The sequence below is a fragment of the Micromonospora sp. DT44 genome, from assembly GCF_049841635.1.
GTDB lineage: Bacteria > Actinomycetota > Actinomycetes > Mycobacteriales > Micromonosporaceae > Micromonospora.
Genome location: NZ_JBNCKS010000001.1, coordinates 271878 through 297835 on the forward strand (window position 1 = coordinate 271878; position 25958 = coordinate 297835).

Genomic DNA, 25958 nt, shown 5'->3' on the forward strand with positions numbered 1-25958 from the left:
GGGGCGGGGGGGGGGGGGGGGGGGGGGGGGGGGGGGGGGGGGGGGGCGGGGCGCGGGGCGGGGGGGTCGGGTTGGGCCCGGGCGGGGGGCCCGGGCCCCCCCCCAGCCCGCGCTGGTCGCCATTCGTGCGGTCGTGGCCGGCGTGCCGGTTGATCGACTCGGGTTCCAGGAAGTCGGGGCGTCGTGGGCGGCTGGACCGGCCGACTTCCTGCGAGTCGAGTCGACCTTGCGCCTGGCCGAGCCAGGGCCGCGCCTGGAGGGTCGCTGCGTGCGGTGTCCGCCCTCAACGACTGACCGCCGCGCCCGATGATCGGGGCGCGGCGGTCAGGGGGTTGCCTGGGCCGGAAGGATCAGGAACCGGGGGTGTTGCCGCCCTTGGTGGTGGCCGACAGGTAGTCGCGGTTGAGCCGGCCGATGGTGTTCAGCGGGATGCCCTTCGGGCAGGCCACCGTGCACTCACCGGCGTTGGTGCAGCCGCCGAAGCCCGCCTCGTCGTGCGCGTCGACCATGCCGATCACCCGGGTGTAGCGCTCCGGCTGGCCCTGCGGCAGCAGTGAGAGCTGGGTGAGCTTGGCGGCGGTGAAGAGCATGCCGGAGCCGTTCGGGCAGGCCGCCACGCACGCGCCGCAGCCGATGCAGGCCGCCGACTCGAATGCGGCGTCCGCGTTGGCCTTCGCCACCGGGGTGGAGTGGGCCTCGGGCGCGCTGCCGGTCGGCGCGGTGATGTAGCCGCCGGCGGCGATGATCTTGTCGAAGGCGCCCCGGTTGACCACCAGGTCCTTGACGACCGGGAAGGCGCTGGCCCGCCACGGCTCGATGTCGATCGTGTCGCCGTCCTTGAACTGCCGCATGTGCAGCTGGCACGCCGTGGTGCCGCGCTGCGGCCCGTGCGCGTCACCGTTGATCATGAGGCCGCACATGCCGCAGATGCCCTCACGGCAGTCGTGGTCGAACGCCACCGGGTCCTCGCCGGAGAGGATCAGCCGCTCGTTGAGCACGTCGAGCATCTCCAGGAACGACATGTCCGGGGACACGTCGTCGACCGGGTAGGTCACCATCCGACCCTTGTCCTCAGGGCCCTTCTGGCGCCAGATGCGCAGGGTCAGGTTCACTTGTAGCTCCGCTGCGTGGGGTGGACGTATTCGAACTTCAGGTCTTCCTTGTGCAGCACCGAGGGCTCACCGGTGGCGGTGAACTCCCAGGCCGCCACGTACGCGAACTTCTCGTCGTCGCGCTGCGCCTCCCCGTCGGGGGTCTGGTGCTCGGCCCGGAAGTGACCGCCGCAGGACTCCTCGCGGTGCAGGGCGTCGATGCACATCAGCTCGGCCAGCTCGAAGAAGTCGGCCACCCGGCCGGCCTTCTCCAGCGACTGGTTCAGCTCCTCGCCGGTGCCGGACACCTTGACCCGCTGCCAGAACTGCTCGCGCAGGTCGCGGATCTCACCGATCGCCTTGCGCAGACCGGCCTCACTGCGCTCCATGCCGCAGTGCTCCCACATGATCTGGCCCAGCTCCCGGTGGAACGAGTCCACGGTCCGGTCGCCGTCGACCGCCAGCAGCCGCTGGATCCGGTCCTCGACGTCGGTACGCGCCTCGACCGCCGCCGGGTGGCTGGCGTCGACCTTCTCGAGGGGACTCGAGGCCAGGTAGTTGGCGATGGTGGTGGGCAGCACGAAGTAGCCGTCGGCGAGGCCCTGCATCAGCGCCGAGGCGCCGAGCCGGTTCGCGCCGTGGTCGGAGAAGTTCGCCTCGCCGATCACGAACAGGCCCGGGATGCTGGACTGGAGGTCGTAGTCGACCCAGAGCCCGCCCATCGTGTAGTGCACGGCGGGGTAGATCCGCATCGGGACCTCGTACGGGTCCTCGCCGGTGATCCGCTCGTACATCTCGAAGAGGTTGCCGTACTTGGCCTCGATGGCCTTGCGGCCCAGCCGGTCGATGGCGTCGGCGAAGTCGAGGTAGACGCCGAGCTTGGTCGGGCCGACGCCCCGGCCCTCGTCGCACACGTTCTTGGCGGCGCGGGAGGCGATGTCGCGGGGGACCAGGTTGCCGAAGGACGGGTAGATCCGCTCCAGGTAGTAGTCCCGCTCGTCCTCGGGAATGTCCTTGGGGCTGCGGTCGTCGCCCTTGCGCTTGGGCACCCACACCCGGCCGTCGTTGCGCAGCGACTCGCTCATCAGGGTCAGCTTCGACTGGTGGTCGCCGGAGACCGGGATGCAGGTCGGGTGGATCTGCGTGTAGCAGGGGTTGGCGAAGTACGCCCCCTTGCGGTGCGCCCGCCAGGTGGCGGTGACGTTGCAGCCCTTGGCGTTGGTGGAGAGGTAGAAGACGTTGCCGTAGCCGCCGGAGGCGAGCACGACCGCGTCGGCCATCTCGGTGCTGATCTCGCCGGTGACGATGCCCCGGACGACGATGCCCCGGGCCTTGCCGTCGACGATGACCAGCTCCAGCATCTCGTGCCGGGCGTTCATCTCCACGTTGCCGAGGCCGATCTGCCGCTCGAGGGCCTGGTACGCGCCGAGCAGCAGCTGCTGGCCCGTCTGGCCCCGGGCGTAGAAGGTGCGCTGCACCTGCGCGCCGCCGAAGGAGCGGGTGTCCAGCAGGCCGCCGTACTCACGGGCGAACGGCACGCCCTGGGCGACGCACTGGTCGATGATGTTGACGGACACCTCGGCCAGGCGGTGCACGTTCGACTCCCGGGAGCGGAAGTCGCCGCCCTTGACGGTGTCGTAGAAGAGCCGGTGCACGGAGTCGCCGTCGTTGCGGTAGTTCTTCGCGGCGTTGATGCCGCCCTGTGCCGCGATCGAGTGGGCCCGGCGCGGGCTGTCCTGGTAGCAGTAGGACTTGACGTGGTAGCCCTGCTCGGCCAGCGTCGCGGCGGCGGAGCCGCCGGCCAGGCCGGTGCCGACCACGATCACCGTCATCTTGCGGCGGTTGGCGGGGTTGACCAGCTTGGCCTCGAAGCGCCGGGTCTCCCAGCGCTTCTCGACCGGGCCGGCGGGAGCCTTGGTGTCGGCGATCGGGTCGCCCTCGGTGAAGAGTTCCATGTCAGGACACCAATCCGGTGAGTACGGCGAACGGGACCACCAGGTATCCGGCGCAGAGCACCACGGCGAAGACCAGCGCGGCGGCGCGCGCCCGGCGCTCGCCCCGGGGCGTCTGCTGGCCGAGGCTGCGGAACGCGCTGAAAGCGCCGTGGCGCAGGTGGAAGCCGAGCGTGACGATCGCCAGGGTGTAGAAGAGCGTGACGTACCAGCGCTCCGGGGCGAAGTCGGCGACGACGTTGCCGTACGGCTTGCCCTCTTCGCCGACCGGGTTGAGCGTGCCGGTGGTCAGGTCCAGCAGGTGGTAGATCACGAACAACAGGATGATCACGCCACCCCAGCGCATGGTGCGGGCCGCGTAGCTGCCCCGGACCTTCTTGCGGTGGGCGTACTTCACCGGGCGGGCGGCGCGGGCGCGCAGCGCCAACACGGTGGCGGCCACGATGTGGGCGATGACCGCCACGGTGAGCACGGTGCGCAGGATCCACAGGAACCAGACGCCGGGCAGCAGTGGCTTGCCGATGTCGCGCAGCCAGTGCGCGTAGTGGTCGAACGAGGTCTCTCCCGTGAACACCTTCAGGTTCCCGAGCATGTGCGCGATCAGGAACAGCACCAGCAGGATGCCCGTCACCGCCATGACGGCCTTGAGGCCGACGTTCGAGCGGATGGGCGACCGAGTTTTCGTCATTACCACGGGATCGACGCTAGGAGCACTTTGATCAGTCGTCCAATGCATCGAACTCGCAGCGTTGATAGCCATAAGCTATGTAGATGCAGCTCCATCAGCTCCGGTACTTCGTCGCGGTGGCCGAAGTACGACATTTCACCCAAGCCGCCGACATCGTCGGCATAACCCAGCCCTCGTTGAGTAAGCAAATTCACGCCTTGGAGACCGACCTCGGCGCCCCGCTGTTCGAGCGGGTAAGGGGCAACATCGCCCTCACCGCGGCCGGGGAGGTGCTCCTGCCGTTGGCGACCCGGATCCTCGCCGACGTGGAGACCGCGACCCGGGAGGTGCAGGAGCTGGTCGGCCTGCGCCGAGGGCGCGTACGCCTGGGCGCGACCCCGAGCCTGGCCACCTCGCTCGCCCCGCCGGTGCTGCGCCGGTTCCGCGACGCCCACCCCACCGTCGACCTCCGGGTCGAGGAGAGCGGCTCCCAGGACCTCGTCCGTGACCTGCTGCGCGGCAACCTGGACCTAGCATTGATCATAATGCCGTCGCAGGGCGCCGACCCGGGCCTGCGCGTCGACCCGATCCTGCGCGAGAGCCTGGTGGTGGCCTCGGTGGGCGAGGTGCCGACGGCCTCGGGGGCCGGCGAGCTGCGCATCACCGATCTGCGCGACCAGCCGATGGTGATGTTCCGGGAGGGCTACGACCTGCGGGACGCCACCATCGCGGCGTGCCGGGAGGCGGGCTTCGAACCCACGTTCGCGGTGGACGGCGGCGAGATGGACGCCGTGCTCAGCTTCGTCGAGGCGGGACTCGGCATCGCGCTGGTGCCGGGGATCGTGCTGGCCCGCCGGCCCGGGGTGCGCAGCACGCCGCTGGCGTCTCCCGGGGTGACGCGGACCATCGCGGTGGCCCGCCGCCGCGACGTGGTGCCGACGCACGCCGGACGCGAGCTGCGGCGGATCCTGCTGGACTACGTCCAGTCCGCGATCGACCGGGGCGAGCTGCCGCCCGGCGTCGAGCCGCTGGGCTGACCCGGCCGGGGCCGCCGCCGCGAAGAGGCCGGCAGCGGCCCTGGCCGGCGTGCTCAGCGGCCCTCAGCGGCCCTCGGCGTCGTCCATCGCCCGGTAGATCCGCTGCTCCGACAAGGGGTACGGGGTGCCCAGCGCCTGGGCGAACACGTTCACCCGCAACTCCTCGATCATCCAGCGGACCTGCCGAACAGCCGCCTCCTGCCGGCGCGCGGGCGGTAGGCCGGCGAGCAGGTCGTTGTACTCCTTCTGCACCGCCGCGATCCGGTCCTGCTGTTGTCGGTCGCGCTGCGGGTTGCCGCCGAGGCGCTCCATCCGGCGCTCGATGGCGCTGAGGTAGCGCAGCAGGTCGGGCAGGCGGGCGTACCCGGTCTCGGTGATGAAGCCGGCGTGCACCAGCCCGGCGAGCTGCTTGCGGATGTCGGCCAGCGCCGCCACCACGGCCAGGTTGCGGGTCGCGCCGAGCCGCTGCTCGACCGCGTACGCGGCGGCGAGCACCTTGCGGACCCGGTCCATCACCTCGACGACGGTGTCGACCAGGTCGGCGCGGACCTTCTCGCGTAGGGCGGCGAAGCCCTCGGCGTCCCACGCCGGACCTCCGGCGGCGTCGATCAGCCGGTCGATGGCCGCGCCGGCCGCGTCCTCGATCAGCTCCTGCACGCCGCCGTGCGGGTTGCGACTCAACGCCAGCTTCGCCTCGTTGCTCAACCGACCCTGCAGGAACCGGGCCGGGGACGGCACGGTGAGCCGCAGCAGCCGGCGGGTGCCGGCCCAGTGCGCGGCCTCCGCCTCGGCGGGGGAGTCGAACACCTTCACCCCGACCGTCGTCCCCTCGTCGACCAGGGCCGGGTACGCGGTCACCGCGTAGCCGGCACGGACCTGCTCGATGGTCCGGGGCAGCGTGCCGACGCTCCACTCGCGCAGGCCGGTCCGGGCGACCTCGGGCGCGGCGGCCGCCACGACCTGGCGTACCTCCTGACGCAGTTGACGTTGCAGGGCCGGCAGGTCCTTGCCCTCGGCGACCGGTTTGTCGTCGTCGCCGAGCACCCGGAACGTCACCCGCAGGTGCGCGGGGAGCTTGTCCGGCTCCCACGCGTCGCGGGGCACGGTCACCCCGGTCATCCGCCGGAGCTCGCGGGTGAGCGCGTCCAGCAGCGACGTCTCCCCGGGGGTGATCGCCGCGAGGGCGGCCCGCGCGTAGTCCGGCACCGGTACGAAGTTGCGCCGGATCGCCTTGGGCAGCGAGCGGATCAGCGCGATCACCGTCTCCTCGCGCAGCCCCGGCACCTGCCAGTCGAAGCTCTCCGCCGGCACCTGGTTGAGCAGCGGCAGCGGGATGTCCACGGTGACGCCGTCGGTCGCCGTGCCCGGCTCGAACCGGTACGTCAGCGGCAGCGTCACCCCCTGGGTCTGCCACTCGTCGGGGTAGTCGCTCTCGTCGACACCGCCGCGACCGTCGTTGATCAGCAGGTCGCGGGTGAAGGTCAGCAGGTCGGGACGCTCGTGGCGGGTCTTCTTCCACCAGGTGTCGAAGTGCCGGCCGGAGACCACGTCGGCGGGGATCCGCTGGTCGTAGAAGCCGAAGATCGTCTCGTCGTCGACCAGGATGTCCCGGCGGCGGGCCCGGCTCTCCAACTCCTCGATCTCGCCCAGGAGTCGCTTGTTGTCGGCCCAGAACCGGTGGTGGGTCTGCCAGTCGCCCTCGACGAGCGCGTGCCGGATGAACAGCTCCCGGCTCAGCATCGGGTCGATCCGCCCGAAGTTGACCTTCCGCGACGGGACCAGCGGCATGCCGTACAGGGTGACCTTCTCGTAGGCCATCACCGCGGCCTGCTTCTTCTCCCAGTGCGGCTCGCTGTAGCTGCGCTTGACCAGGTGCTGGGCGAGGGGCTCGACCCATTCCGGCTCGACCCGCCCGGCGATGCGCCCCCACAGCCGGGACGTCTCCACCAACTCGGCGGCCATCACCCAGCGCGGCGGCTTCTTGAACAGCGCCGAGCCGGGGAACAGCGCGAACTTCGCGCCCCGCGCCCCCAGGTACTCGTGTTTCTGGGCGTCCTTGAGGCCGATGTGCGACAGCAGGCCGGGCAGCAGCGACTGGTGCACCTTCGGGGTGTCGATCTCCTCCGGCAGGTCCGCGCCGCCCCGGCGGCCCGTGCCCCGGCCGGCGTCCGCCTCGGCCGGGGTGTCCCGCGCCGCGCGTCCACCGCGCCGCTCGTTCTCGGCCGGGGTACGCAGCACCTGGCGCAACTGGCTGACGATGTCCTGCCACTCGCGGATCCGCAGGTAGTTCAGGTACTCCGCCTTGCACATCCGGCGGAACGCGCTGGACGACAGCTCCCGCTGTTGCTCACGCAGGTACCGCCACAGGTTCAGGTACGCGACGAAGTCCGACTCCTTGTCGGCGAACCGGGCGTGTGCCTGGTCGGCTTGGGCCTGCTTCTCCGCCGGGCGCTCGCGGGGGTCCTGGATGGAGAGCGCGGCGGCGATCACCAGGATCTCGGTGGCACAGCCGTTGCGTTCGCCCTCGACCACCATCCGGGCCAGCCGCGGGTCGACCGGGAGCTGGGCCAGCCGCCGGCCCAGCGCGCTGAGCCGCTTCGCCGGATCGGCCTCGGTCGGGTCCAGCGCGCCCAGCTCGTGCAGCAGGTTGACGCCGTCGGTGATGTTGCGCTTGTCCGGCGGGTCGATGAACGGGAACGCCGCCAGGTCGCCCAACCCGATCGCGGTCATCTGGAGGATGACCGACGCCAGGTTGGTACGCAGGATCTCCGGGTCGGTGAACTCGGGGCGGGACAGGAAGTCCTGCTCGTCGTAGAGGCGGATGCAGATACCGTCCGACGTACGACCGCAGCGGCCCTTGCGCTGGTTGGCCGACGCCTGCGAGACGGGCTCGATCGGCAGCCGCTGCACCTTGAGCCGGCTGGAGTAACGGGAGATGCGGGCGGTGCCCGGGTCCACCACGTACTTGATTCCCGGCACGGTCAGCGAGGTCTCCGCGACGTTGGTGGCGAGCACCACGCGTCGCGAGCTGTGCGCGGCGAAGACGCGGTGCTGCTCGGCGGCGGAGAGCCGGGCATACAGCGGCAGGATCTCGGTGCCCAGCAGTGACCGCTTCTTCTGCACCAGCTTGCCCAGCGCGTCGGCGGTGTCGCGGATCTCCCGTTCGCCGCTGAGGAAGACCAGGATGTCGCCCGGCCCCTCGGCGGCCAGCTCCTCGACGGCGTCGCCGATCGCCTGGATCTGGTCGCGGACGTTCTCCTCGTCGGCGTCGCCGTCCTCGTCGCCCTCGGCGACCTCGACGAGCGGCCGGTAACGGACCTCCACGGGATAGGTGCGTCCGGAGACCTCGACGACCGGCGCCGGACTGCCCTGGGCGTCGGCGAAGTGCCTGGCGAAGCGGTCGGTCTCGATGGTCGCCGAGGTGATGATCACCTTGAGGTCGGGCCGGCGGGGGAGCAGCTCGCGCAGGTAGCCGAGGATGAAGTCGATGTTGAGGCTGCGCTCGTGCGCCTCGTCGATGATCAACGTGTCGTACTGGCGCAGCATCCGGTCGGTCTGCAACTCGGCCAGCAGGATGCCGTCGGTCATCAGCTTGACCAGGCTGCGGTCGCTGACCTGGTCGGTGAAGCGCACCTTGTAGCCGACCACGTCGCCCAGCTCGGTACCCAGCTCGTCGGCGATCCGGTCGGCCACCGTCCGGGCGGCCAGCCGCCGGGGCTGGGTGTGCCCGATCAGGCCGTTGATGCCGCGCCCCAGCTCCAGACAGATCTTCGGCAACTGGGTCGTCTTGCCGGAGCCGGTCTCGCCGGCCACGATCACCACCTGGTGATCGCGGATGGCGGCGGCGATGTCGTCCTTGCGCTCGCTGACCGGCAACCCCACGGGGTACGCGATCGTCGGCACCGCCGCCCGCCGGTCGGCCAGCCGCTGCTCGGCCCGCGCCAGCTCGGCGGTGATCTCGGTCAGGGCCGCCTCCCGGCGCTGCGGGTCGCGCAGCTTGCGGGCGCCGTCCAGGCGTCGCTGGAGCCGGCGCTGGTCGCGGAACATCAGGGGACTGAGGCGGCGGTGCAGGTCGCGGACGGGATCTGTCGCGGCGGAGGAGGCTGGATTCTGCATGTCGTGCCCAAGGATAGGCAGCCCGGCGGCGGACCGCCCCTGGGTTACCGCGCGTGGGTGCTTCGGCGCGTGGACGGCGGTCTACAGTTGCGGCCGACGTCGAGCGCTGGGGGGCCGGGATGGAGCTGCGGGACACCGATCGGGCGCTGGTGCAGGCCGCCACGGCGGTCGCCAAACTCCGGTGCCGCAGCAGCCACCACACCGGCGCGTCGGCCGCCCGTACCGCCGACGGGCGGGTGTTCTCCGGGGTGAACCTGCACCACGACAGCGGGGACACCTGCGCGGAGCTGGTCGTCATCGGCACCGCCGCCACGCAGGGCGTGACCGAGCTGGAGACCATCGTCTCGGTCGCCGACCGGGGTCGTACGGTCGTCGGGCCCTGCGACAGGTGCCGGCCGGTGCTCAGCGCGTACTTCCCGGCGCTGCGGGTCATCGTGGGCGAGCCAAACGACCTGCGGGTGCTGCCGATCGCGGACCTGCCCGGCTGACCACGTCAGTCGCCAGCCGCCGCCTCCAGCATCGACGCGAGGATCGGCACGCCCTCGTACCGCACGTTGCCCTCGGGCACCATCCAGCTCGCCACCCGCGCGACGAGCAGGCCGGCACGGACGGCCGGGTCGTCGGCGTAGAGCCCGCGTACCTCGTCCGGGGCGATGGAGAAGACGACGAAGCCCCGCATCCGGTCGTCGTCGGCGTGAAGGAGCGGGCCGGCCGCGAGCACCAGTCCCTGCTCCACGAGCCCTGCCTGGTGGGCCAGATGGGCGTCGCGTAGCCGGTCGATCGCCTCCGGTGGCAGCTCCGGCGGATCCGACGGTCGGGTCAGCAGGACGACCGTGTGCTGGTCGAATCGCATGCCCCACACCCTATGGCGCTCAGTGTCCCTCTTATGGGTGTTATCCGTCTTCCACGCCACTTGCACCCTTCCGCGAAACTCATTCTCTTATCGAGGTCGGATACGAGTGGAGGTGCGGCATGGTCAGCAGACGACAGGTGCTCGTGGCCGGTGCCGCCGGGGGCGCCGCGGTTCTGGTCCCGGCCGGCTCGACGGCCGCGGGCCGCGCGCTCGCCGCGGCGACGGTGCTGCGCGCCGCCGACATCCCGAAGTACGTCGCGCCGCTGCGCATCCCCCCGGCCATGCCCCGGGTGGCGAACGACCCCGAGCGGGACACGTACGTCGTCGGGGTGCGCCAGTTCCGCCAGCAGATCCTGCCGCTGTCCTGGCCGCGTACGACCGTGTGGGGTTACGGCTCCACCGCCCACCCCGACAGCTTCGGCTACCCGGCGCACAGCATCGCCGCGCGGGTGAACCGCCCGGTACGGGTGACCTGGGTCAACGAACTCGTCGACCACCGGGGCGACTACCTGCCCCACCTGCTGCCCGTCGATGAGACCCTGCACTGGGCCAACCCGGCCGGTGGCAGGGACGGCCGGGACGGGCACGGCCGCTCGGACGGCAGCCGCCGTGGCTACCGGGGACCGGTGCCCCAGGTGGTCCACCTGCACGGAGGGCACAGCACGCAGGAGAGCGACGGGCACGCCGAAGCGTGGTATCTGCCCGTGGCCCGCGACCTGCCGGCCGACTTCGCCGTCACGGGCAGCGCGTACGGCGAGTTCCGGTCCCGCTTCGCCGAGGGGTCCGGCCTGCGCTGGGCGCCGGGTTCGGCCACCTTCGAGTACGCCAACGACCAGCGGCCCTGCACCCTCTGGTACCACGACCACGCCCTGGGCCTCACCAGGGAGAACGTCTACGCCGGGCCGGCCGGTTTCTACCTGCTGGGCGGCGACGACCTGCCCGACGGGGTGCTGCCCGGCCCGACGCCGGGTCACGACGATCCGCCGGACAGCGACTACCACGACATCCCGCTGCTCATCCAGGACCGCAGTTTCAGCGCCGACGGCGAGCTGGTCTACCCCGGAGGTCACCACGACGGTTCGGCGTGGACGTCGGCGTTCTCCGGCACCACCATCGTGGTCAACGGCCGGACCTGGCCCAGCCTCACGGTCCAGCGTCGGCGCTACCGGTTCCGGTTGCTCAACGGCTGCAACAGCCGTTTTCTGATGCTCAGCGTCGCCGCCCACGCCACCGCACGGCCGGCCCGTCCGGTGCTGCCGGTCTGGCAGATCGGCAGCGACAGCGGCTTCCTGCCCGAGCCGGTGGCGCACGACCGCGTCATTCTCGGCCCCGCCCAGCGGGCCGACGTGATCGTCGACTTCACCGGCGTACCCGCCGGCACCGAGCTCTTCCTCGTCAACGAGGGGCCCGAGTGGGCGTACCGGGGCGGCCGGCCCGGGGTGGACTTTCCGCCGTCCGACCCGCGAACCACCGGGCAGGTGATGCGGTTCGTGGTCACCGAGGCCACCGGCGCGGACCCCAGCGTGCCGCCGGAGCACCTGCAACTGCCGGCCCACCCCCGGCTCGGCGCGGCGGAGCGGGTCCGACGGCTGTCGCTCAACGAGCGGATGTCCGGCCGGTCGATGGTGATGCTGCTCGGCACCCTCGACGAGCGCGGTCGGGGTCTGCCGATGCGCTGGAGCGATCCCGCGACCGAACAGCCCCTCGTCGGCGCGACCGAGGTGTGGGAGGTGCGCAACTTCACCCGCAACGTCCACCCCGTCCATCTGCACCAGGCCCAGTTCGAGCTGCTGGGCCGTGGACGGTCGGGCCGGGCGGAGCCAGGTCCGGGGGAGCGGGGATGGATGGACACCGTGCTCGCGTACCCGTGGGAGGTGACCCGGATCAAGGCCCGCTTCGACCTGCCGGGCCGCTTCTCCTGGCACTGCCACCTTCTGGAGCACGAGGACAACGAGATGATGCGGCCCCTCAACGTGCTGCCGCGCGGCGCGGCGGCGGCCGGGGACGGCGGCTCGGTGGAGGTGCCGCAGGCCGCCTCGCCGGCATCGACTGACGCCAGTTAGGTCACTTTCCGCAGGTCGGCTAAGGTTAGGCGAACCTAAGCTCGAACGTGCAGGAGTTTCGTGAACACCCTCGCCGCCCGGCCGACGCCGGCCCGCAACTCCTCCGGTGCCCGCACCGGTCGGCGGGTCGCCGTCACCGTCGGCGCCGCGCTGGTGTTGCTGCTCACCGTACTGGCCAGCTTCGCGCTGGGCAGCCGGCAACTCGGAGTCGGCGCGGTCTGGCACGCCCTCGTCGCGCCGGACGGCAGCGACGCGAGCACCATCGTCCGGGAACTGCGGATGCCCCGTACCGCCCTCGGGCTCGCCGTCGGGCTCGCGCTCGCCGTGGCCGGCGTGCTGTTCCAGGCGCTCACCCGCAACCCGCTCGCCGAGCCGCGCATCCTCGGCATCAGCGCCGGCGCGTCGTTCGGCGTGGTGCTCGCCATCTCCGTCTTCGGCATCGGGACGCTCGCCGGGTACGTCTGGTTCGGCATCGCCGGCGCGTTCGCCGCCGGCCTGCTGGTCTTCGCCATCGCCAGCCGGGCCCGCGAGGGCGCGAGCCCGGTCACCCTCGCGCTGGTCGGCGCGGCGCTCGACGCCAGTCTCGCCTCCGGGGTGTACGCGCTACTCAGCATCGACGCCCGCACCTTCGAGGAGTACCGGTTCTGGGTGGTGGGCGGACTGGCCGGCCGGGACCTCGGCGTCACCGCCCAGGTGCTGCCGTTCGTCCTCGTCGGGCTGCTGCTCGCCGCGCTGGTGGCCCGGGGCCTGGACGCGCTGGCCCTCGGTGACGACGTGGCCCGTGGCCTGGGCCACCGCATCGGTCTGGTCCGCCTCGGCGGTGGAATCGCCGCCGTGCTGCTCACCGGCGCCGCGGTGGCCGCCGCCGGCCCGGTCGCCTTCGTCGGGCTGGCCGTGCCGCACCTCGCCCGCGCCCTGGTCGGCGCGGACCACCGCTGGACCCTCGCCGTCTCCGCCCTGCTCGGGCCCGCGCTGCTGCTCGGTGCCGACGTCGTCGGCCGACTCGTCGCCCCGCCCGGCGAGATACCCGCCGGCATCGTCACCGCCCTGATCGGCGCGCCGCTGCTGGCCGTGCTGGTCCGCCGCGCCCGAGTGGTGACCGCGTGACCCGCGCCGGTCAGTCGGTCTCCACACCCGCCGGCCCGGTTGACCGCGGCCCGACACGACTGCCGGGGCGGGCGCTGGTGCGGATCGGGCCGGTCAGCCTGCTGATCCGTCGCCGCGCGACGCTGGTCGCCGTCGTGCTGACCGTGCTCCTCCTGCTGGCCGTCGTGCTCAGCCTCTCGCTGGGCACCCCGTACGTCGCCCCGGCCGACGTGCTCCGGGCGCTCTCCGGTGCCGGCACGCCGTACGACCTCGTTGTTCTTGATCTTCGCCTGCCCCGGGTCGTGCTGGCGGCGGTGGCCGGCGCGGCCTTCGGCGTGGCCGGCACGCTGATCCAGAGCGTGGCGCGCAACCCCCTCGCCAGCCCGGACGTCATCGGCATCACCCAGGGTGCCGGCCTCGCCGCGACCGTGGCGTTGACCAGCGGCGCGGCGGCGGTGCTGGTGGCACCCAGCGCGCTGGTCGGCGGTCTGCTGGCGGCGGTGCTGCTGTTCGCCCTCGGTGCCCGGCACGGGCTGGCCGCGCAACGGTTCGTCCTCGCCGGGGTGGCGGTCGCGTTCGCGTTCCGGGCGCTGACCGAGGTGGTCATGCTCACCGCCGACCCGATCGACGGCCTGCGGGCGCAGATCTGGCTGATCGGCACCCTCGCCGGCAAGGGCTGGACCGAGGCGGCCTGGATCGCCGGCACACTCGCGGTGCTGCTGCCGGTGCTGGCCTGGGCCGGCTGGGCCCTGAACAGCACCGCCCTCGACGACGACACCGCGCGCGGCGTCGGGCTGCGCCCGGTGGCCCGCCGGATCGGCCTTGCCGGCACCGGCGTGCTCGTCGCCGCCATGGTCACCGCCCAGGTCGGCGCCGTCGACTTCGTGGCGCTCGTCGCACCGCAACTGGCCCGTCGACTGGTCCGCGCCGAACGGCCCCCGCTCGTCTGCGCCGCGCTGCTCGGCGCGCTCCTGCTGGTCCTCGCCGACCTGGCCGGCCGCCGACTGTTCGCGCCCACCCAACTGCCGGCGGGCGTGTTGACCGCCGCGATCGGCGGCCCGTACCTGATCTTCCTGTTGCTTCGTGGACGGCGACGGTCGTCGTGACGCCTGTGAGGAGTCCTGTGATGCTCTCCGCCCGCGATCTGGTCGTCGGCTACGACGAGCGGACCGTGCTCGACGGGCTGACCCTGGACCTGCCCACCGACGCGTTCACGGTGATCGTCGGCCCCAACGCCTGCGGCAAGTCCACCCTGCTGCGCACGATGGCCCGACTGCTCACCCCGCGACAGGGCGCCGTCCTGCTGGACGGCACCGCCATTCGTGACCTGCCCACCCGCGACGTGGCCCGCCGGCTCGGCGTCCTGCCGCAGAGCCCTCTGGTGCCCGAGGGCGTCACCGTGGCCGACCTGGTCGGACGCGGCCGGCAGCCGTACCAGCGGTGGTGGCGGCAGTGGTCGTCGTCCGACGCTGCGGCGGTCGACGAGGCGATGGCCCTGGCCGACGTGGCCGACCTCGCCGACCGGCCGGTGGACAGCCTCTCCGGTGGCCAGCGGCAACGGGTGTGGATCGCCATGACGCTCGCCCAGGACACCGAGGCGCTGCTGCTGGACGAGCCGACGACCTTCCTCGACCTGGCCCACCAGGTGGAGGTGCTGGACCTGCTGCACCGGCTCCGCACCGAGCGTGGCCGCACCGTGGTCGCCGTCCTGCACGACCTCAACCAGGCCGCCCGCTACGCCGACCACCTGGTCGCGATGCGCGCCGGCGCGGTGGTGGCCGCCGGCCCACCCCGGGAGATCCTCACCGCCGAGCTGGTCCGGGACGTCTTCGGGCTGGCCTGCGTCGTTGTGCCCTGCCCGGTGACCGGCGCACCCCTGGTGGTGCCCGCGCACACCGGCGGCCCGGCCCTTCCCGCCGCTCCCGGGTCCGCTGCCGCTGGCCCTGGCGTGGGCGGCTCGGCGGCTCCTGCCGCTGCTGCCGTGTCCGTTGCGGCTGCCGCTGGCCCTGGCGGCCCCGATTCGTCGACGGCGTCCGTACCGGACGCCCGATCCGCCGACGGTGACGCGGCCACCCCGCTCGCCGGCACGTACCCCTCGAAAGGACACTGATGCGTCGTCTCGTCGCCGCTCTCGCCGCGGCCGTCGCCCTCGGGGTCGGCCTCACCGCCTGCGGTGAGAGCGACCCGGTTGCCGGCTCCGCCACCGGGGAGACCCGGGAGATCACCCACGCCATGGGCACCACCAAGGTCCCGGCCGAGCCCAAGCGCGTCGTCGTGCTCGACACCGACAAGATCGACACGGCGCTCTCGTTGGGCATCACGCCCGTCGGCGCGGCCACCGCCGGCGAGGCCAAGAGTTGGCCCACCTACTTCGGCGCGGACAAGCTCGCCGGCATCAAGGAGGTCGGGGTACTCACCGAGCCCGACCTGGAGGCGATCAACGCCCTCAAGCCGGACCTGATCCTCGGTAGCAAGTTCCGCCAGGAGAAGTTCTACGACGAGCTGGCCGCCATCGCGCCGACCGTGTTCACCGACAAGGTGGGCATCACCTGGAAGGAGAACTTCCTCCTCGACGGCAAGGCGCTCGGCCGCGAGCAGCAGGCCAAGGACCTGCTCGGCGCGTACGAGAAGCGGGCCAAGGACTTCGGCGCGACCCTCGGCGACGCCGCCGCCCGCAAGGTGTCCATCGTGCGGTTCATTCCGGGCAACATCCGGGTGTACGGCCCGGACTCCTTCTCCGGCATCGTCATCGGTGACACCGGCCTGGGCCGCCCCGAGCGGCAGTTGCTCGCCAACAAGGAGGACAAGCGCTTCGACCTGGTCAGCCCCGAGCGGATCAACGAGGTCGACGGCGACGTCATCTTCGTGACGGCGTACGGCGACAAGGCCGCGGCCGAGCAGAGCAAGGTGGCCGGCGGAACCCTCTGGAAGGGCCTCGGCGCGGTCAAGGCCGGCAAGGCGTACCCGGTCTCCGACGAGATCTGGATGACCGGCATCGGCGTCGGCGCCGCCAACAAGATCCTCGACGACCTGGCCAAGTACCTCCCCGCCACCTGACCCACTCCGCGCTTCACCCAAGATCCGCGCAAGTTCGGGGAAACTGCTGCCTCGCGAGCCGTTCAAGCAGCAGCATCCCTGAAGTTGTGCGGATCTTGGTGCCGGTGCCGGTGCCGGTGCTGGTGCGTCTCGGGTCGGGTCAGCGGGAGCGGGAGCGCAGGGCTTGACGGAGTTCGTCGAGGAAGCCGTCGAAGTCCTCCCGAAGTCGTTTTGCGGTGACGTGCAGCACGATCCAATCCTCACCAAGCAGCCGATTGAGGCGACGGCGGTCGCGGTGGAGTTGTTCGGGATCGTCATGCCACAACCCGTCGTACTCGACGGCGACCTTGAGATGCGGCCATGCCAGATCGAGACGGGCCACGAACCTCCCATCGTGCTCGACTACGAACTGGGTGACCGGCGGCGGTATCCGGGCGAGCACGATTCGCACGCGAAGTCGGGACTCCGGTGTCGACTCCGAGCCCGCGTCGGCCAGATCGGCCACCCGCGTCATGCGTTTCCACTCTCGGTCGCCGACCCGCGCTCGGGCGTTTGCCCGCAGCGGCGCGAGCGCTACCAGATGTTTGTGGGCGAGCCGATCCACGATGGCAACTGCCTCCTCGGTCGGCAGCCACTGGGCCAGATCCCAGCAGGTGCGCGTCGGCGTGGTCAGCGGGATGCCCTGACGTCGGATGACGTCGACTTCGTCGATCGCGCCGGCATGAACGACGAGCCCTGACACCGGTCCGAACCGCTGGCCGGCGGGCACGAGCACATCGACGGGCTCGTTGTTGGCGACCGTCGTCGCGCCGTAGAGCGCTGCCGCGCTGCGTCCGGCGATCACCACACCCGGCGGTAGCACGAGTTGGGCAGCCGCGGCGCAACGGGTGCGGTGAGTGACGTCGAGTTGGGCGTCGGCATACACGTCCCGGAAGAGCGGGCGCCAGGCCGCGCTGCGTAGTTCCGCAGGGGTGAGCAGACCGTCGGCGACGGCGCGGGAACCGCGAAAGACGCGCCCCTGCAGTCTCGCCGGACGCCGTGGAGAAGCAGGCATGACGACACCCTGACGGCCAGGCGTGGCCGCCGACAGCCCCTGTGGATAACTCCCGCTGGGGGTGAACAGGCCAAGATCCGCGCAACTTCAGTGGTCTTGCTGCCTCCCGATCGCGGGAGGCAGCAGCATCCCTGATGTTGCGCGGATCTTGGCAAGCGCGGGCGGGCGCGCGGTTGAGGGTGGGCGCGGGTGGGCGGACGGTGGTGGGGGTGGGGGGTGGAGGGGTGTGGTTAGGCGGCGGTGGACCAGATGGCGCGGAAGGCGGCGGCTTCGCCGGCCAGCCAGAGTTCGATCTGTTCGGGCTTGGCGTCGGTGGGCATGCGGTGGGCCTGACCGCGCCGGACGTCGACCAGGACCGGCTCGGCGTGCGGGAGGACCGCGTCCATGTGGCGGGCCATCAGGTGCAGGGTGGCGAGCAACGATTCCTCGCTCGGCGGCGTTTCGTCGAAGTGCAGTCGGACGGCGTCGGCGTGACCGTCGGGGTGACGTACGCCGAAGTGGAGGTTGATCTTGACGGGTAGGTCGCCGAGCATGGCCAGGGCGTCGCGGGTCTGGGCCAGGTCGAGGGTGGCCGGATCGCCGAGGGAGTGCAGCCAGGCCGTGGCGCCGGGCACCAGGGCCTGGTAGAGCGGGCGCCAGCGCGGCTTGACCACGTCGACCACGCCGGCCAGGTGGGTGCCGCCGGTGTGGAAGGCGATGTCTGCCTTGAGCGCCTTCACGAACTGGCCGTGCGGGTTGAAGCCGGAACGGCTGGCGCGCTGCTTGCGCAGACCGCCCACGAAGGTCGCCTTGGTGGGGCCGGTGCGGTCGACGTAGCGGGTGAAGCCGAGCAGGGTGGTGTAGGGCGTGAGGGGCGTGGAGGTGGGCGCGGTCACGGGCGTCCTCCCAGTCGTAATCCTGCAGGTCAGGATCTTTATTAGTACATACATTCTAATCGACGGGTCTGACATTGCCCAGTGAAGTTGGAGGGGTGGGACCACATCTGGCGACCGCGCGATTCGCCCGTTCGGTTGAGTGACGCGGGTCACCTTCGGAGCCTCGTCGCCGGTAGCATCTGCCCGGACTCGCCGGCCGTTCTCGCGCGGCGACATGCGTGCGGGAGCGCCCTTGTTCGCCGTCAGGGCGTCGCGCCGGCCGGGTCGATCCACTCCGGCTCACCTCATCGCAGGAGCGCCCGTGATCAATCCTCGATCGTGGCGACGGCGAGTACTGGCTGCCCTCGGGGCGGTGGTGGTCAGTCTCGCCGGAACGCTGGTCCTCATGCCCCCGGCGAACGCGGAGCCCTCGCCTGTCAGCGTCAATCACGAGGTGCGGTGCCAGGCCGACGGCACCTACCGGATCGAGTGGACCGTCCTCGCCGAGACCTCCTCGACCGACGCGACGCGCTACCGGTTCGTCAAGGTCGAGGTGTATCCGCAGGACTCCACCATCGACCCCATCGTCGCCAGCCCCGAGGGCGTCTTTCCGCACTCCCTCGGCAAGCCGGTGATCGGCACCCAGACCCTGCCGGGCACCGCCACCTATGCCGACCTGTCGGTGTGGGTGCAGTGGGACGACGGTTACTACGAGACGTTTGGCTATTCCGCCGGTGCCCAGCTCGACGGCAGGTGCGGGCAGCCGCCCAGAGATCCGACGGCCAGTTTCCGGCCACGGTGCGACGGCAGTGTGCTTGTCGACCTGGCCAATCCGTCCACCGGTCGGCCGGTCGAGCTGATGCTCTGGACCTCCCCCGATGTCTACTCGCGAACCGTCCGCCTGACGCCGGGGGCGACGGAGAAGGGCATCGTGGTTCCCCGGGGATACGACACCGTCGGGGTGAGCCTCGCGGGCGAGACGATCGGCTCGTACACCTGGGTCGATGACGGCCACTGCAACGTCCCGGACATCCGTGCCCGCTCGACCTGTGACGCGCTCGTCGTCGCGGTGTCGATGCCAAACAACGGGTACGCCCCGACCGTCGTCTTCGATCCCAACCACGGGCCCGAGCAGCGGCGCCTCGTCGGAACGGACACCACCGTCGAGGTGTCCTTCCCGGCGGTAGCCGGATTGGCCGTCGAGGTGCGGTCGGACGAGTTCGACCCGCAGACCACCCACCTGAAGGGTCCGTACCGGTGGGAGCGGCCGGCGGGTTGTGCCGACGGCGGGGGCGAGGGCGGCGGCCTGCCGGTGACCGGCCAGTCGATTGGCGGTGTGGTCGCCGGTGCGCTTCTGCTGCTGGTCGTGGGCGCGATCCTGGTGGTCGTGGCGCGTCGCCGTCGGCTCTGGTTCACCGTCTGACATCCGCCGGCTCGTCCGCCTGAGAGTGGGGGCAGTCGGCGAAGACGGCCGCCGCACCCGCCTGGCGAATGCAGCAGATTTGTCGGATTTATGGCGTTATTGTGCCTTGTGGTCATTGGTGAGGTGTCCAGGGTCGTCATCCCTGGCCGGGGCGGGGCGGTGCGGACCGTCCCGTCCGCCGACCCCGCCGCTCACCGGGACCGCTACCTGGACCTGTTGCGAACGCTCGCTCTGGGCCGCGTCGTGCTCTTCCACGTGACCGGTTGGGTCTGGCTGAGCCTGTTGGTGCCGGCGATGGGTCTGATGTTCGGCATCGCTGGCTCGCTGATGGCGGCGTCGCTGGACCGGCACGGTCCGTCGGCCGTGCTCCGGCGGCTGCGCCGGCTGCTGCTGCCGTTCTGGGTGTTCGGTGTGATCACCTTGGCGGTGCTCGCCGTCCGGTGGCGGCCACCGGGCGTGGCCGAATGGGTTGCACTGGGCTGGTGGATCCTGCCCCTGCGGGTGCCTCCCGTGGGCGGACCGTCCTGGGCCTGGGTCTTCCACATCGGGCTCTGGTACATCGTCACGCACCTCTGGCTGGTGCTGTTGTCACCCCTTCTGTTGCGGGTGTTCCGTCGCTGGCCGTGGCCCAGCATCGGGGTCGCCACCGCACTGCCGATCGGCTTGCACCTCGCCGGGGTGCGCACCGGATACTTCGTCGCCGCCTACCTGTCCTGCTGGCTGCTGGGCTTCGCCCACCGCGATCGGCTGCTGCATCGTGTGCCGTGCCGTTGGTACGGCTGCCTCGTCGCGGGTCTGGCCGTGGCCGGCGGAACCTGGGTCGTCACCGCCATGGTGGCCGGCGTGGCCGTCGACCTCAACCACGTCGCGGGTGGGACGACACTGTGGTCGATGGCCCTCGTCGCCGTGCTGTTGAGAGTGCGGCCCCGGCTCGTCGGCGGGGCGCCGCTGGGCGCCGTGCTGCGGGTCGTCAACGCCCGGGCGGTCACCATCTATCTCTGGCACGTTCCCGCCAGCCTCGGAATGTTCGTGCTGCTAGCGCCGGTGCTGCCGTACACCTCGGCGGTGTCGATCGTGCTGAGGCTGGCCGGAGTGTGCCTCCTGACCGCCGGGGCGGTGCTGCTGTTCGGCTGGATCGAGGACGTGGCCGCGCGCCGTCCCACGACTCTGCTCGGTTCCGGAGCGCCCGGCGGCGGACGATACCGCCACCGGGCGCGGCACCTCAGAGTTGACCGACGTCGGTGATCCGGACGACCGCCGCGCCGACCTCGTCCGAGGCCACCAGGTCGATCTCGGCGCTGATGCCCCAGTCGTGGTCGCCGTCCGGGTCGTCGAAGATCTGCCGGACGGTCCACTTCTCCCGGCCCTGCTCGATCATGAGCAGCGCCGGGCCGCGGGCGTCCGGACCGACCCCGATCGAGTCGTACGACTCGAAGTAGGGCGTCAGGGCGTCGGCCCATGCGTCGTAGTCCCAGCCGTCCTCGGCGTCCAACTCGGCGAGCAGGTCCCAGCGGCGCAGCGCGGCCAGCTCCACCCGACGGAACAGCGCGTTGCGCACCAGCACCCGGAACGCCCGCGCGTTGCGGGTCACCGCCGGTGGCCGGTCGGTCAGGGCGGCGTGCGCCTGGGCCACCTCGGCCACGTCGGACGGGTTGCGCAGCCGCTCCCACTCGTCGATCAGGCTGGAGTCGACCTGGCGGACCAGCTCGCCCAGCCACTCGATGAGGTCGATCAGCTCCTCGGTCTTGGCGTCCTCGGGGACGGTCTGGCGCAGCGTCTTGTACGCGTCGGCCAGGTAGCGCAGGACCAGGCCCTCCGAGCGGGTCAGCCCGTAGAACTGCACGTACTCGGTGAAGGTCATGGCCCGCTCGTACATGTCGCGGACGACGGCCTTGGGGGAGAGCTGGTGGTCGGCGACCCAGGGGTGACCCTGCCGGTACATCTCGTACGCGGCCTCCAGCAGCTCGGCGAGCGGCTTCGGGTGGGTCACCTCGTCGAGCAGTTCGAGGCGGGCCTCGTACTCGATGCCCTCGGCCTTCATCGCGGCGACCGCCTCGCCGCGCGCCTTGAACTGCTGCGCGGACAGGATCTGGCGGGGGTCGTCGAGGATCGACTCGATCACGCTCAGGACGTCGAGGGCGTACGACGGGGATTCGGCGTCGAGTAGCTCGATGGTGGCCAGGGCGAGGGGGGAGAGCGGCTGGTTGAGCGCGAAGTCGAGCTGGAGGTCGACGGTGAGCCGGATCCGGCGACCGGTCTCGTCCGGCTCGGGCAGCTCCTCGACGACCCCACCGGCCCGCAGCGCCCGGTAGATGGCGATGGCCCGGCGGATGTGCCGGCGCTGGGCGGCGGGCTCCTCGTGGTTGTCGGTGAGCAGGTGCCGCATGGCCGCGAACGCGTCGCCGGGTCGGCCGATGACGTTCAGCAGCATCGAGTGGCTGACCTGGAAGCTGGAGGTCAGCGGCTCCGGCTCGGCGTCGACGAGGCGGTCGAAGGTGGGCTGGCCCCAACCGATCGAGCCCTCCGGCGGCTTCTTGCGGACGACCTTGCGGCGCTTCTTCGGGTCGTCGCCGGCCTTGGCGAGGGCCTTCTCGTTGTCGATGACGTGCTCGGGAGCCTGCACGACGACCCGACCGATGGTGTCGTACCCGGCCCGGCCGGCCCGCCCGGCGATCTGGTGGAACTCACGGTTCTTGAGCAGACGGGTACGGACCCCGTCGTACTTGCTCAGGCCGGTGAACAGCACCGTGCGGATCGGCACGTTGATGCCGACACCGAGGGTGTCGGTGCCGCAGATGACCTTGAGCAGACCGGCCTGGGCCAGGGTCTCCACCAGGCGGCGGTACTTGGGCAGCATGCCGGCGTGGTGTACGCCGATGCCGTGCCGGACCAGCCGGGACAGCGTCTTGCCGAAGCCCGAGGTGAACCGAAAGGCACCGATCGCCTCGGCGATCATGTCCTTCTCGGCGCGGGTGCAGACGTTGACGCTCATCAGCGCCTGGGCGCGTTCCAGCGCGGCGGCCTGGGTGAAGTGCACCACGTACACCGGGGCCTGCTTGGTCTCCAGCAGCTCCTCGAGCGTCTCGTGCAGCGGCGTCATCGCGTACGAGAAGATGAGCGGGACCGGCCGCTCCGCCGTGCGCACGACGGCGGTGGGTCGCCCGGTGCGCCGGGTCAGGTCGTCGACGAAGCGGGTGGTGTCTCCCAGAGTGGCCGACATCAGGATGAACTGGGCCTGCGGCAGCTCGATGATCGGCACCTGCCACGCCCAGCCCCGGTCGGGCTCGGCGTAGAAGTGGAACTCATCCATGATCACCTGGCCGACGTCGGCCTTGGTGCCCTCGCGCAGGGCCAGGTTCGCCAGGATCTCCGCGGTGCAGCAGATGATCGGGGCGTCGGCGTTGACACTGGCGTCGCCGGTGAGCATGCCGACGTTCTCGGCGCCGAAGACCTCGCAGAGCGCGAAGAACTTCTCCGACACCAACGCCTTGATCGGCGCGGTGTAGAAGGTCGTCCGGCTGTCGGCGAGGGCGGCGAAGTGCGCGGCGATCGCCACCAGGCTCTTGCCCGAGCCGGTGGGCGTGTTCATGATCAGGTTGGCGCCGGAGACGATCTCGATGACCGCCTCCTCCTGGTGGGGGTAGAGGTCGAGACCGCGCTCCTTCGCCCAACTGGCGAACGCGTCGAAGAGGGTGTCGGGGTCGGCGCTTGTCGGCAGCGCGGCGGTGAGCGTCATAGCCTGTCCATGGTGCCTGGATCATGCCCTCCGGCGCCAACCGGCTCGCATTTCAGCGCCGCCGGAAGATCAGTCAGCGCCGCCGGTAGTGCAGTCAGCGCCGCCGGAAGATCAGATCGGCGACCGGGCGGCCCGCGGTGATCGCCCGTCGCTCGAACTTCGTCACCGGACGGTGCGCCGGGCGCGGCGCAAATCCTCCGTACGTGTCGACCAGCTCCGGGTCCGCGTCCAGGGTCTCCCGCATCGCCTCGGCGTACTCGGCCCAGTCGGTCGCGCAGTGCAGCACGCCGCCGGGGGCCAGCCGGGACCGCAGCAGCGCCACGTGCGCCGGCTGGATGATCCGCCGCTTGTGATGCCGGGCCTTCGGCCACGGATCCGGAAAGAACACGTGTACGGCGGCCAGCGCGCCCTCCGGCAGGCCGCTGACCAGCTCCAATGCGTCACCCCGAGCAACCCGGACATTCCCCAGGTCAGCGCGGTGCACCAGGTCGAGCAGGTTGGCGATTCCCGGCGTGTGCACCTCGACCGCCAGATAATCTCGGTCCGGGTCGGCGGCGGCCATCGCGGCCGTACTGTCGCCCATGCCCGAGCCGATCTCCAGCACCACCGGGGCCCGGCGGCCGAAGAGGGCGGCCAGGTCGACGGGCTCGCCCGACACGTCCAGGCCGTAGGAGGACCAGAGCCGGTCCAACGCGTCGGTCTGCCGGCTGCTCATCCGCCCCCGACGGGGGTGGAAGGTGCGGATCGGCCGGCCGGCGGGCGGGACGGTGGCGGGGTCAGGGTCGGTGATGGTCACAGCGCTTCGAGCGTACGCGACTTCGTCGGCGGATCGGATGTGATGTGCGACCGGGGATGAGAGGATCCGGTTGGTACGGCAGGCCGGGCGGTCCGCTGCCCGGCGCGGTCCGACGGCGTCGAGAGGGGGCATCGTGCGAGTGACCCGCGGCGGCGTGCTCCTGTCGGTGGCGACCATGCTCGCCATCCCCCTGCTGGCCACCGCTCCCGCGCTGGCGGCCCCGGCTGGGCTACCGGCCGCCCCCGCTGCCGTACCTGCCGGGCTGCTCTACGCCCTGCCGGTCGCCGCGCCCGCGCCGCAGCCCGGAGGCGTGCCGGGTGGCGCGCCGCAGCCCACTCCCGTGGTGGACGTCTTCGTCGAGGTGAGCCCCAGCACCGTGCAGCCCGGCTACCTGGTCGGCATCCGGGCCAGTTGCCGGGACAACTCGGTCGGCGCCACCGTCGTCTCGGACGCGTTCGGCGCTGTCGGCGTCCAACCGCAGCGCGGCGTGCTCACCGCCGCGCCGATGGTGCGCGAGCGCACCCGTCCCGGCAACTACCGGGTCAAGCTGGAGTGCCCGGACGGCGAGACGGCGTCGACCATGTTGCAGGTGGTCAAGAAGATGCCGTCCCCCCATCCGAGTCGAGGCCCGGCAACCGGCTTCGGTGGCAGTGCCGGGGGGATGACCGGCAGGCTGCTGCTGCCCAGTGGCGCGGCGCTCACCGTCGCCGGGCTGGTCATCGCCGTGATGGCCCTGCGTCGTCCCCGAGCCGCCGTGCGTCGCTGAGGCTGCCATGACGATTTTCCGCCCCACGCCGCCTCCGGCCGGTTCACGCCCGCCGTCGCCTGGTCGTCCTGCCTCGCCGCCGGCCGCTGCCCGCCAGCCGTTCGCCGGCCGCCCCGCCTCGCCACCCGACGACGTTCGGTTGCCCCTTGACGACGGATGGCCGGACTCCGACCGCCCGCCAGGTCCCGAGCGCTCGTCGCGGCCCCATCGCCCACCAGACCCCGACCGCCCGTCGGTGGCCGCGCGTCCGCCGACCGCCGTCGCCCTCCGTAATAGTCGTCCGTCGGGGCGCAGCCCCTGGTCCGTACCGTTGGCCGTGGTGTTGGTATTGGCCGGGGTCTTCGCCACCGGGGCGGGGCTGGGCCGTTCGGTCGGCCCGTTCGACCTGGCCCCGACCGGCGGTGACCGACCGGCCCGCAGCGAGTCGGTCGGGCTGTCGGCCAGTCGCCCGGTGCGCCTCTCGGTGCCGGCGATCAAGGTGACCGCGCCGGTGGCGCCCGTCGGGCAGGCGCGGGACGGTTCGATCGCCGTACCGCCGTTGGAGAAGCACAACGAGACCGGCTGGTACGACCGTGGGCCGACACCCGGTGAGCCAGGTCCGGCCGTCATCGTCGGGCACGTGGACACCAAGAGCGGCCCGTCGGTCTTCTACGACCTGGGCAAGCTGAAGCCCGGTGACCTGATCGAGGTGGCCCGGGCGGACCGGTCGACGGTGGTGTTCAAGGTCGACACAGTGGAGCACTTCCCAAAGGACCAGTTGCCCGCCGAACGCATCTACGGCCACGACGGCCCCGCCGGGCTGCGGTTGATCACCTGCGGCGGCCAGTTCATCGGCGGTCGCACCGGCTACGCCGACAACGTGATCGCCTTCGCCACGCTCGCGTCGTCCCGCAAGCCCTGACGCGGGGTTGATCCACGCCCGACTCTGACGAGGCCTAGGCTCGGCAGGGTCCGGAACTTGTCGAGATCGGGCCGGAACATGCCAGCGGCTAGCGGGACGTGACCGTCGCCGGCCTGCAGCTAGCAAATTCCGGCTGAAGTTGCACTCTCGCGACTGTTGGTGCCGCGCGACCACGCGCGTACGGTCATGACGGCGCAACGACCAGCCTCGTGAAGGGCTTAATGCGGTGAGGCTAATCATGGACGAGTCGGGAAATGGAAATCCTTCCCAACCGTTGATTGTCGGCGCGGTCGAATTGGGGCACGACGCCGACGATGTGGAGCAACGGATTCGGGATCTGTATAAGCGCTTGTGCGCCAAGAGCAGTTTCATCGGACATCCCGGTTTTGATGAATTCCGTAAGAACGGATTCCATAGCTCGACCGACCCACTGACGTGATCTCAACAAGAATCCGGTAGGTATCGGTATTCGAAATGGGTGAGGTGGAGAGCGGCGCGGACGATGTCGCCGACCTGCCGTGGGCTGG

The 25958-nt window shown here is 71.3% G+C and carries 20 protein-coding genes and 1 pseudogene; 12 read left to right on the top strand and 9 right to left on the bottom strand.

Annotated features, from left to right (window positions below; all coding sequences use genetic code 11):
• Positions 1–350 precede the first annotated feature (350 nt).
• The 3 genes from ACLQ25_RS01200 to ACLQ25_RS01210 are packed head-to-tail and all read right to left on the bottom strand — an operon-like array spanning position 351 to position 3731.
• Positions 351–1112 carry a succinate dehydrogenase/fumarate reductase iron-sulfur subunit gene (locus ACLQ25_RS01200; RefSeq protein ID WP_425728263.1) on the bottom strand — a complete coding sequence of 254 codons (762 nt, stop codon included), beginning with the start codon at positions 1110–1112 and terminating at the stop codon, positions 351–353.
• A complete protein-coding gene (locus tag ACLQ25_RS01205; RefSeq protein WP_425728265.1) occupies positions 1109–3046 on the bottom strand; it encodes a fumarate reductase/succinate dehydrogenase flavoprotein subunit in 1938 nt (645 codons plus the stop codon). The genes ACLQ25_RS01200 and ACLQ25_RS01205 overlap by 4 nt, the downstream gene beginning before the upstream one ends.
• Before the next feature lies 1 nt (position 3047).
• Entirely contained in the window at positions 3048–3731 is a 684-nt protein-coding gene (locus tag ACLQ25_RS01210) for a succinate dehydrogenase cytochrome b subunit (protein ID WP_425728267.1), read from the bottom strand.
• Between the two features lie 83 nt (positions 3732–3814).
• Between ACLQ25_RS01210 and ACLQ25_RS01215 the strand changes: the two genes are divergently transcribed.
• Positions 3815–4747, top strand: coding sequence for a LysR family transcriptional regulator (locus ACLQ25_RS01215; protein WP_425728269.1), 933 nt, complete (start codon positions 3815–3817; stop codon positions 4745–4747).
• Positions 4748–4810: 63 nt separating this feature from the next.
• Here ACLQ25_RS01215 and hrpA read toward each other — a convergent pair whose 3' ends face one another.
• A complete protein-coding gene (hrpA, locus tag ACLQ25_RS01220; protein ID WP_425728271.1) occupies positions 4811–8863 on the bottom strand; it encodes an ATP-dependent RNA helicase HrpA in 4053 nt (1350 codons plus the stop codon).
• A 119-nt stretch (positions 8864–8982) separates the two neighbouring features.
• Between hrpA and ACLQ25_RS01225 the strand changes: the two genes are divergently transcribed.
• Positions 8983–9351, top strand: a complete 369-nt coding sequence (locus ACLQ25_RS01225; protein ID WP_425728273.1) for a cytidine deaminase — start codon at positions 8983–8985, stop codon at positions 9349–9351.
• Between the two features lie 5 nt (positions 9352–9356).
• Here ACLQ25_RS01225 and ACLQ25_RS01230 read toward each other — a convergent pair whose 3' ends face one another.
• Positions 9357–9716: a YciI family protein gene (locus tag ACLQ25_RS01230; protein ID WP_425728275.1), complete on the bottom strand. Its 360-nt coding sequence runs from the start codon at positions 9714–9716 to the stop codon at positions 9357–9359.
• A gap of 119 nt (positions 9717–9835) precedes the next feature.
• Between ACLQ25_RS01230 and ACLQ25_RS01235 the strand changes: the two genes are divergently transcribed.
• From ACLQ25_RS01235 to ACLQ25_RS01255, 5 genes and pseudogenes are all read left to right on the top strand, one after another.
• Positions 9836–11779: a multicopper oxidase family protein gene (locus ACLQ25_RS01235; RefSeq protein ID WP_425728277.1), complete on the top strand. Its 1944-nt coding sequence runs from the start codon at positions 9836–9838 to the stop codon at positions 11777–11779.
• A 60-nt stretch (positions 11780–11839) separates the two neighbouring features.
• On the top strand, positions 11840–12886 hold the full coding sequence (locus ACLQ25_RS01240; RefSeq protein WP_425728279.1) for a FecCD family ABC transporter permease: 1047 nt from the start codon (positions 11840–11842) through the stop codon (positions 12884–12886).
• Positions 12883–13971 (top strand): FecCD family ABC transporter permease, encoded by a 1089-nt coding sequence (locus ACLQ25_RS01245; RefSeq protein ID WP_425728281.1) that lies wholly within the window; start codon positions 12883–12885, stop codon positions 13969–13971. The genes ACLQ25_RS01240 and ACLQ25_RS01245 overlap by 4 nt, the downstream gene beginning before the upstream one ends.
• Positions 13972–13991: 20 nt before the next feature.
• Positions 13992–14783: pseudogene (locus ACLQ25_RS01250) on the top strand (ABC transporter ATP-binding protein); the annotation flags it as partial.
• 191 nt (positions 14784–14974) lie between these two features.
• Positions 14975–15922: an ABC transporter substrate-binding protein gene (locus ACLQ25_RS01255; protein ID WP_357173365.1), complete on the top strand. Its 948-nt coding sequence runs from the start codon at positions 14975–14977 to the stop codon at positions 15920–15922.
• A gap of 139 nt (positions 15923–16061) precedes the next feature.
• Here the strand turns inward: ACLQ25_RS01255 and ACLQ25_RS01260 are convergent, their stop codons facing one another.
• Together ACLQ25_RS01260 and ACLQ25_RS01265 are read right to left on the bottom strand one after the other, a co-directional pair.
• The gene (locus ACLQ25_RS01260) at positions 16062–16826 is read right to left on the bottom strand and encodes a hypothetical protein (RefSeq protein ID WP_425728283.1); all 765 of its coding nucleotides are present in this window, start codon (positions 16824–16826) and stop codon (positions 16062–16064) included.
• Positions 16827–17185: 359 nt separating this feature from the next.
• Positions 17186–17830 carry a hypothetical protein gene (locus tag ACLQ25_RS01265; protein ID WP_425728285.1) on the bottom strand — a complete coding sequence of 215 codons (645 nt, stop codon included), beginning with the start codon at positions 17828–17830 and terminating at the stop codon, positions 17186–17188.
• Between the two features lie 301 nt (positions 17831–18131).
• Here ACLQ25_RS01265 and ACLQ25_RS01270 point away from each other — a divergent pair, with 301 nt between their 5' ends.
• Both ACLQ25_RS01270 and ACLQ25_RS01275 read left to right on the top strand, forming a co-directional pair.
• A complete protein-coding gene (locus ACLQ25_RS01270; protein ID WP_425728287.1) occupies positions 18132–19232 on the top strand; it encodes a hypothetical protein in 1101 nt (366 codons plus the stop codon).
• 123 nt (positions 19233–19355) lie between these two features.
• Entirely contained in the window at positions 19356–20477 is a 1122-nt protein-coding gene (locus ACLQ25_RS01275) for an acyltransferase family protein (protein ID WP_425728289.1), read from the top strand.
• On the opposite strand, the gene ACLQ25_RS01280 is transcribed toward ACLQ25_RS01275, so the two are convergent.
• The gene (locus ACLQ25_RS01280) at positions 20455–22968 is read right to left on the bottom strand and encodes a DEAD/DEAH box helicase (protein WP_425728291.1); all 2514 of its coding nucleotides are present in this window, start codon (positions 22966–22968) and stop codon (positions 20455–20457) included. The two genes, ACLQ25_RS01275 and ACLQ25_RS01280, sit on opposite strands and share 23 nt — an antisense overlap.
• Before the next feature lie 94 nt (positions 22969–23062).
• Positions 23063–23764 (bottom strand): tRNA (guanosine(46)-N7)-methyltransferase TrmB, encoded by a 702-nt coding sequence (trmB, locus tag ACLQ25_RS01285; protein WP_425728293.1) that lies wholly within the window; start codon positions 23762–23764, stop codon positions 23063–23065.
• A gap of 130 nt (positions 23765–23894) precedes the next feature.
• Here trmB and ACLQ25_RS01290 point away from each other — a divergent pair, with 130 nt between their 5' ends.
• The 3 genes from ACLQ25_RS01290 (at position 23895) to ACLQ25_RS01300 (ending at position 25870) form a co-directional block, all read left to right on the top strand.
• The gene (locus tag ACLQ25_RS01290; RefSeq protein WP_425728320.1) at positions 23895–24530 is read left to right on the top strand and encodes a hypothetical protein; all 636 of its coding nucleotides are present in this window, start codon (positions 23895–23897) and stop codon (positions 24528–24530) included.
• Positions 24531–24765: 235 nt separating this feature from the next.
• A complete protein-coding gene (locus ACLQ25_RS01295) occupies positions 24766–25431 on the top strand; it encodes a class F sortase (RefSeq protein ID WP_425728295.1) in 666 nt (221 codons plus the stop codon).
• Positions 25432–25669: 238 nt separating this feature from the next.
• Positions 25670–25870, top strand: coding sequence for a hypothetical protein (locus tag ACLQ25_RS01300; protein ID WP_425728297.1), 201 nt, complete (start codon positions 25670–25672; stop codon positions 25868–25870).
• The last annotated feature ends 88 nt before the right edge of the window (positions 25871–25958 follow it).

Excerpts from the sequence above, each read along its gene's own strand:
- ACLQ25_RS01205 (WP_425728265.1), bottom strand. The coding sequence starts at position 3,046 with ATGGAACTCTTCACCGAGGGCGACCCGATCGCCGACACCAAGGCTCCC.
- ACLQ25_RS01210 (WP_425728267.1), bottom strand. The coding sequence starts at position 3,731 with ATGACGAAAACTCGGTCGCCCATCCGCTCGAACGTCGGCCTCAAGGCC.
- ACLQ25_RS01215 (WP_425728269.1), top strand. The coding sequence starts at position 3,815 with ATGCAGCTCCATCAGCTCCGGTACTTCGTCGCGGTGGCCGAAGTACGA.
- hrpA (WP_425728271.1), bottom strand. The coding sequence starts at position 8,863 with ATGCAGAATCCAGCCTCCTCCGCCGCGACAGATCCCGTCCGCGACCTG.
- ACLQ25_RS01225 (WP_425728273.1), top strand. The coding sequence starts at position 8,983 with ATGGAGCTGCGGGACACCGATCGGGCGCTGGTGCAGGCCGCCACGGCG.
- ACLQ25_RS01230 (WP_425728275.1), bottom strand. The coding sequence starts at position 9,716 with ATGCGATTCGACCAGCACACGGTCGTCCTGCTGACCCGACCGTCGGAT.
- ACLQ25_RS01235 (WP_425728277.1), top strand. The coding sequence starts at position 9,836 with ATGGTCAGCAGACGACAGGTGCTCGTGGCCGGTGCCGCCGGGGGCGCC.
- ACLQ25_RS01255 (WP_357173365.1), top strand. The coding sequence starts at position 14,975 with ATGCGTCGTCTCGTCGCCGCTCTCGCCGCGGCCGTCGCCCTCGGGGTC.
- ACLQ25_RS01280 (WP_425728291.1), bottom strand. The coding sequence starts at position 22,968 with ATGACGCTCACCGCCGCGCTGCCGACAAGCGCCGACCCCGACACCCTC.
- ACLQ25_RS01300 (WP_425728297.1), top strand. The coding sequence starts at position 25,670 with ATGGACGAGTCGGGAAATGGAAATCCTTCCCAACCGTTGATTGTCGGC.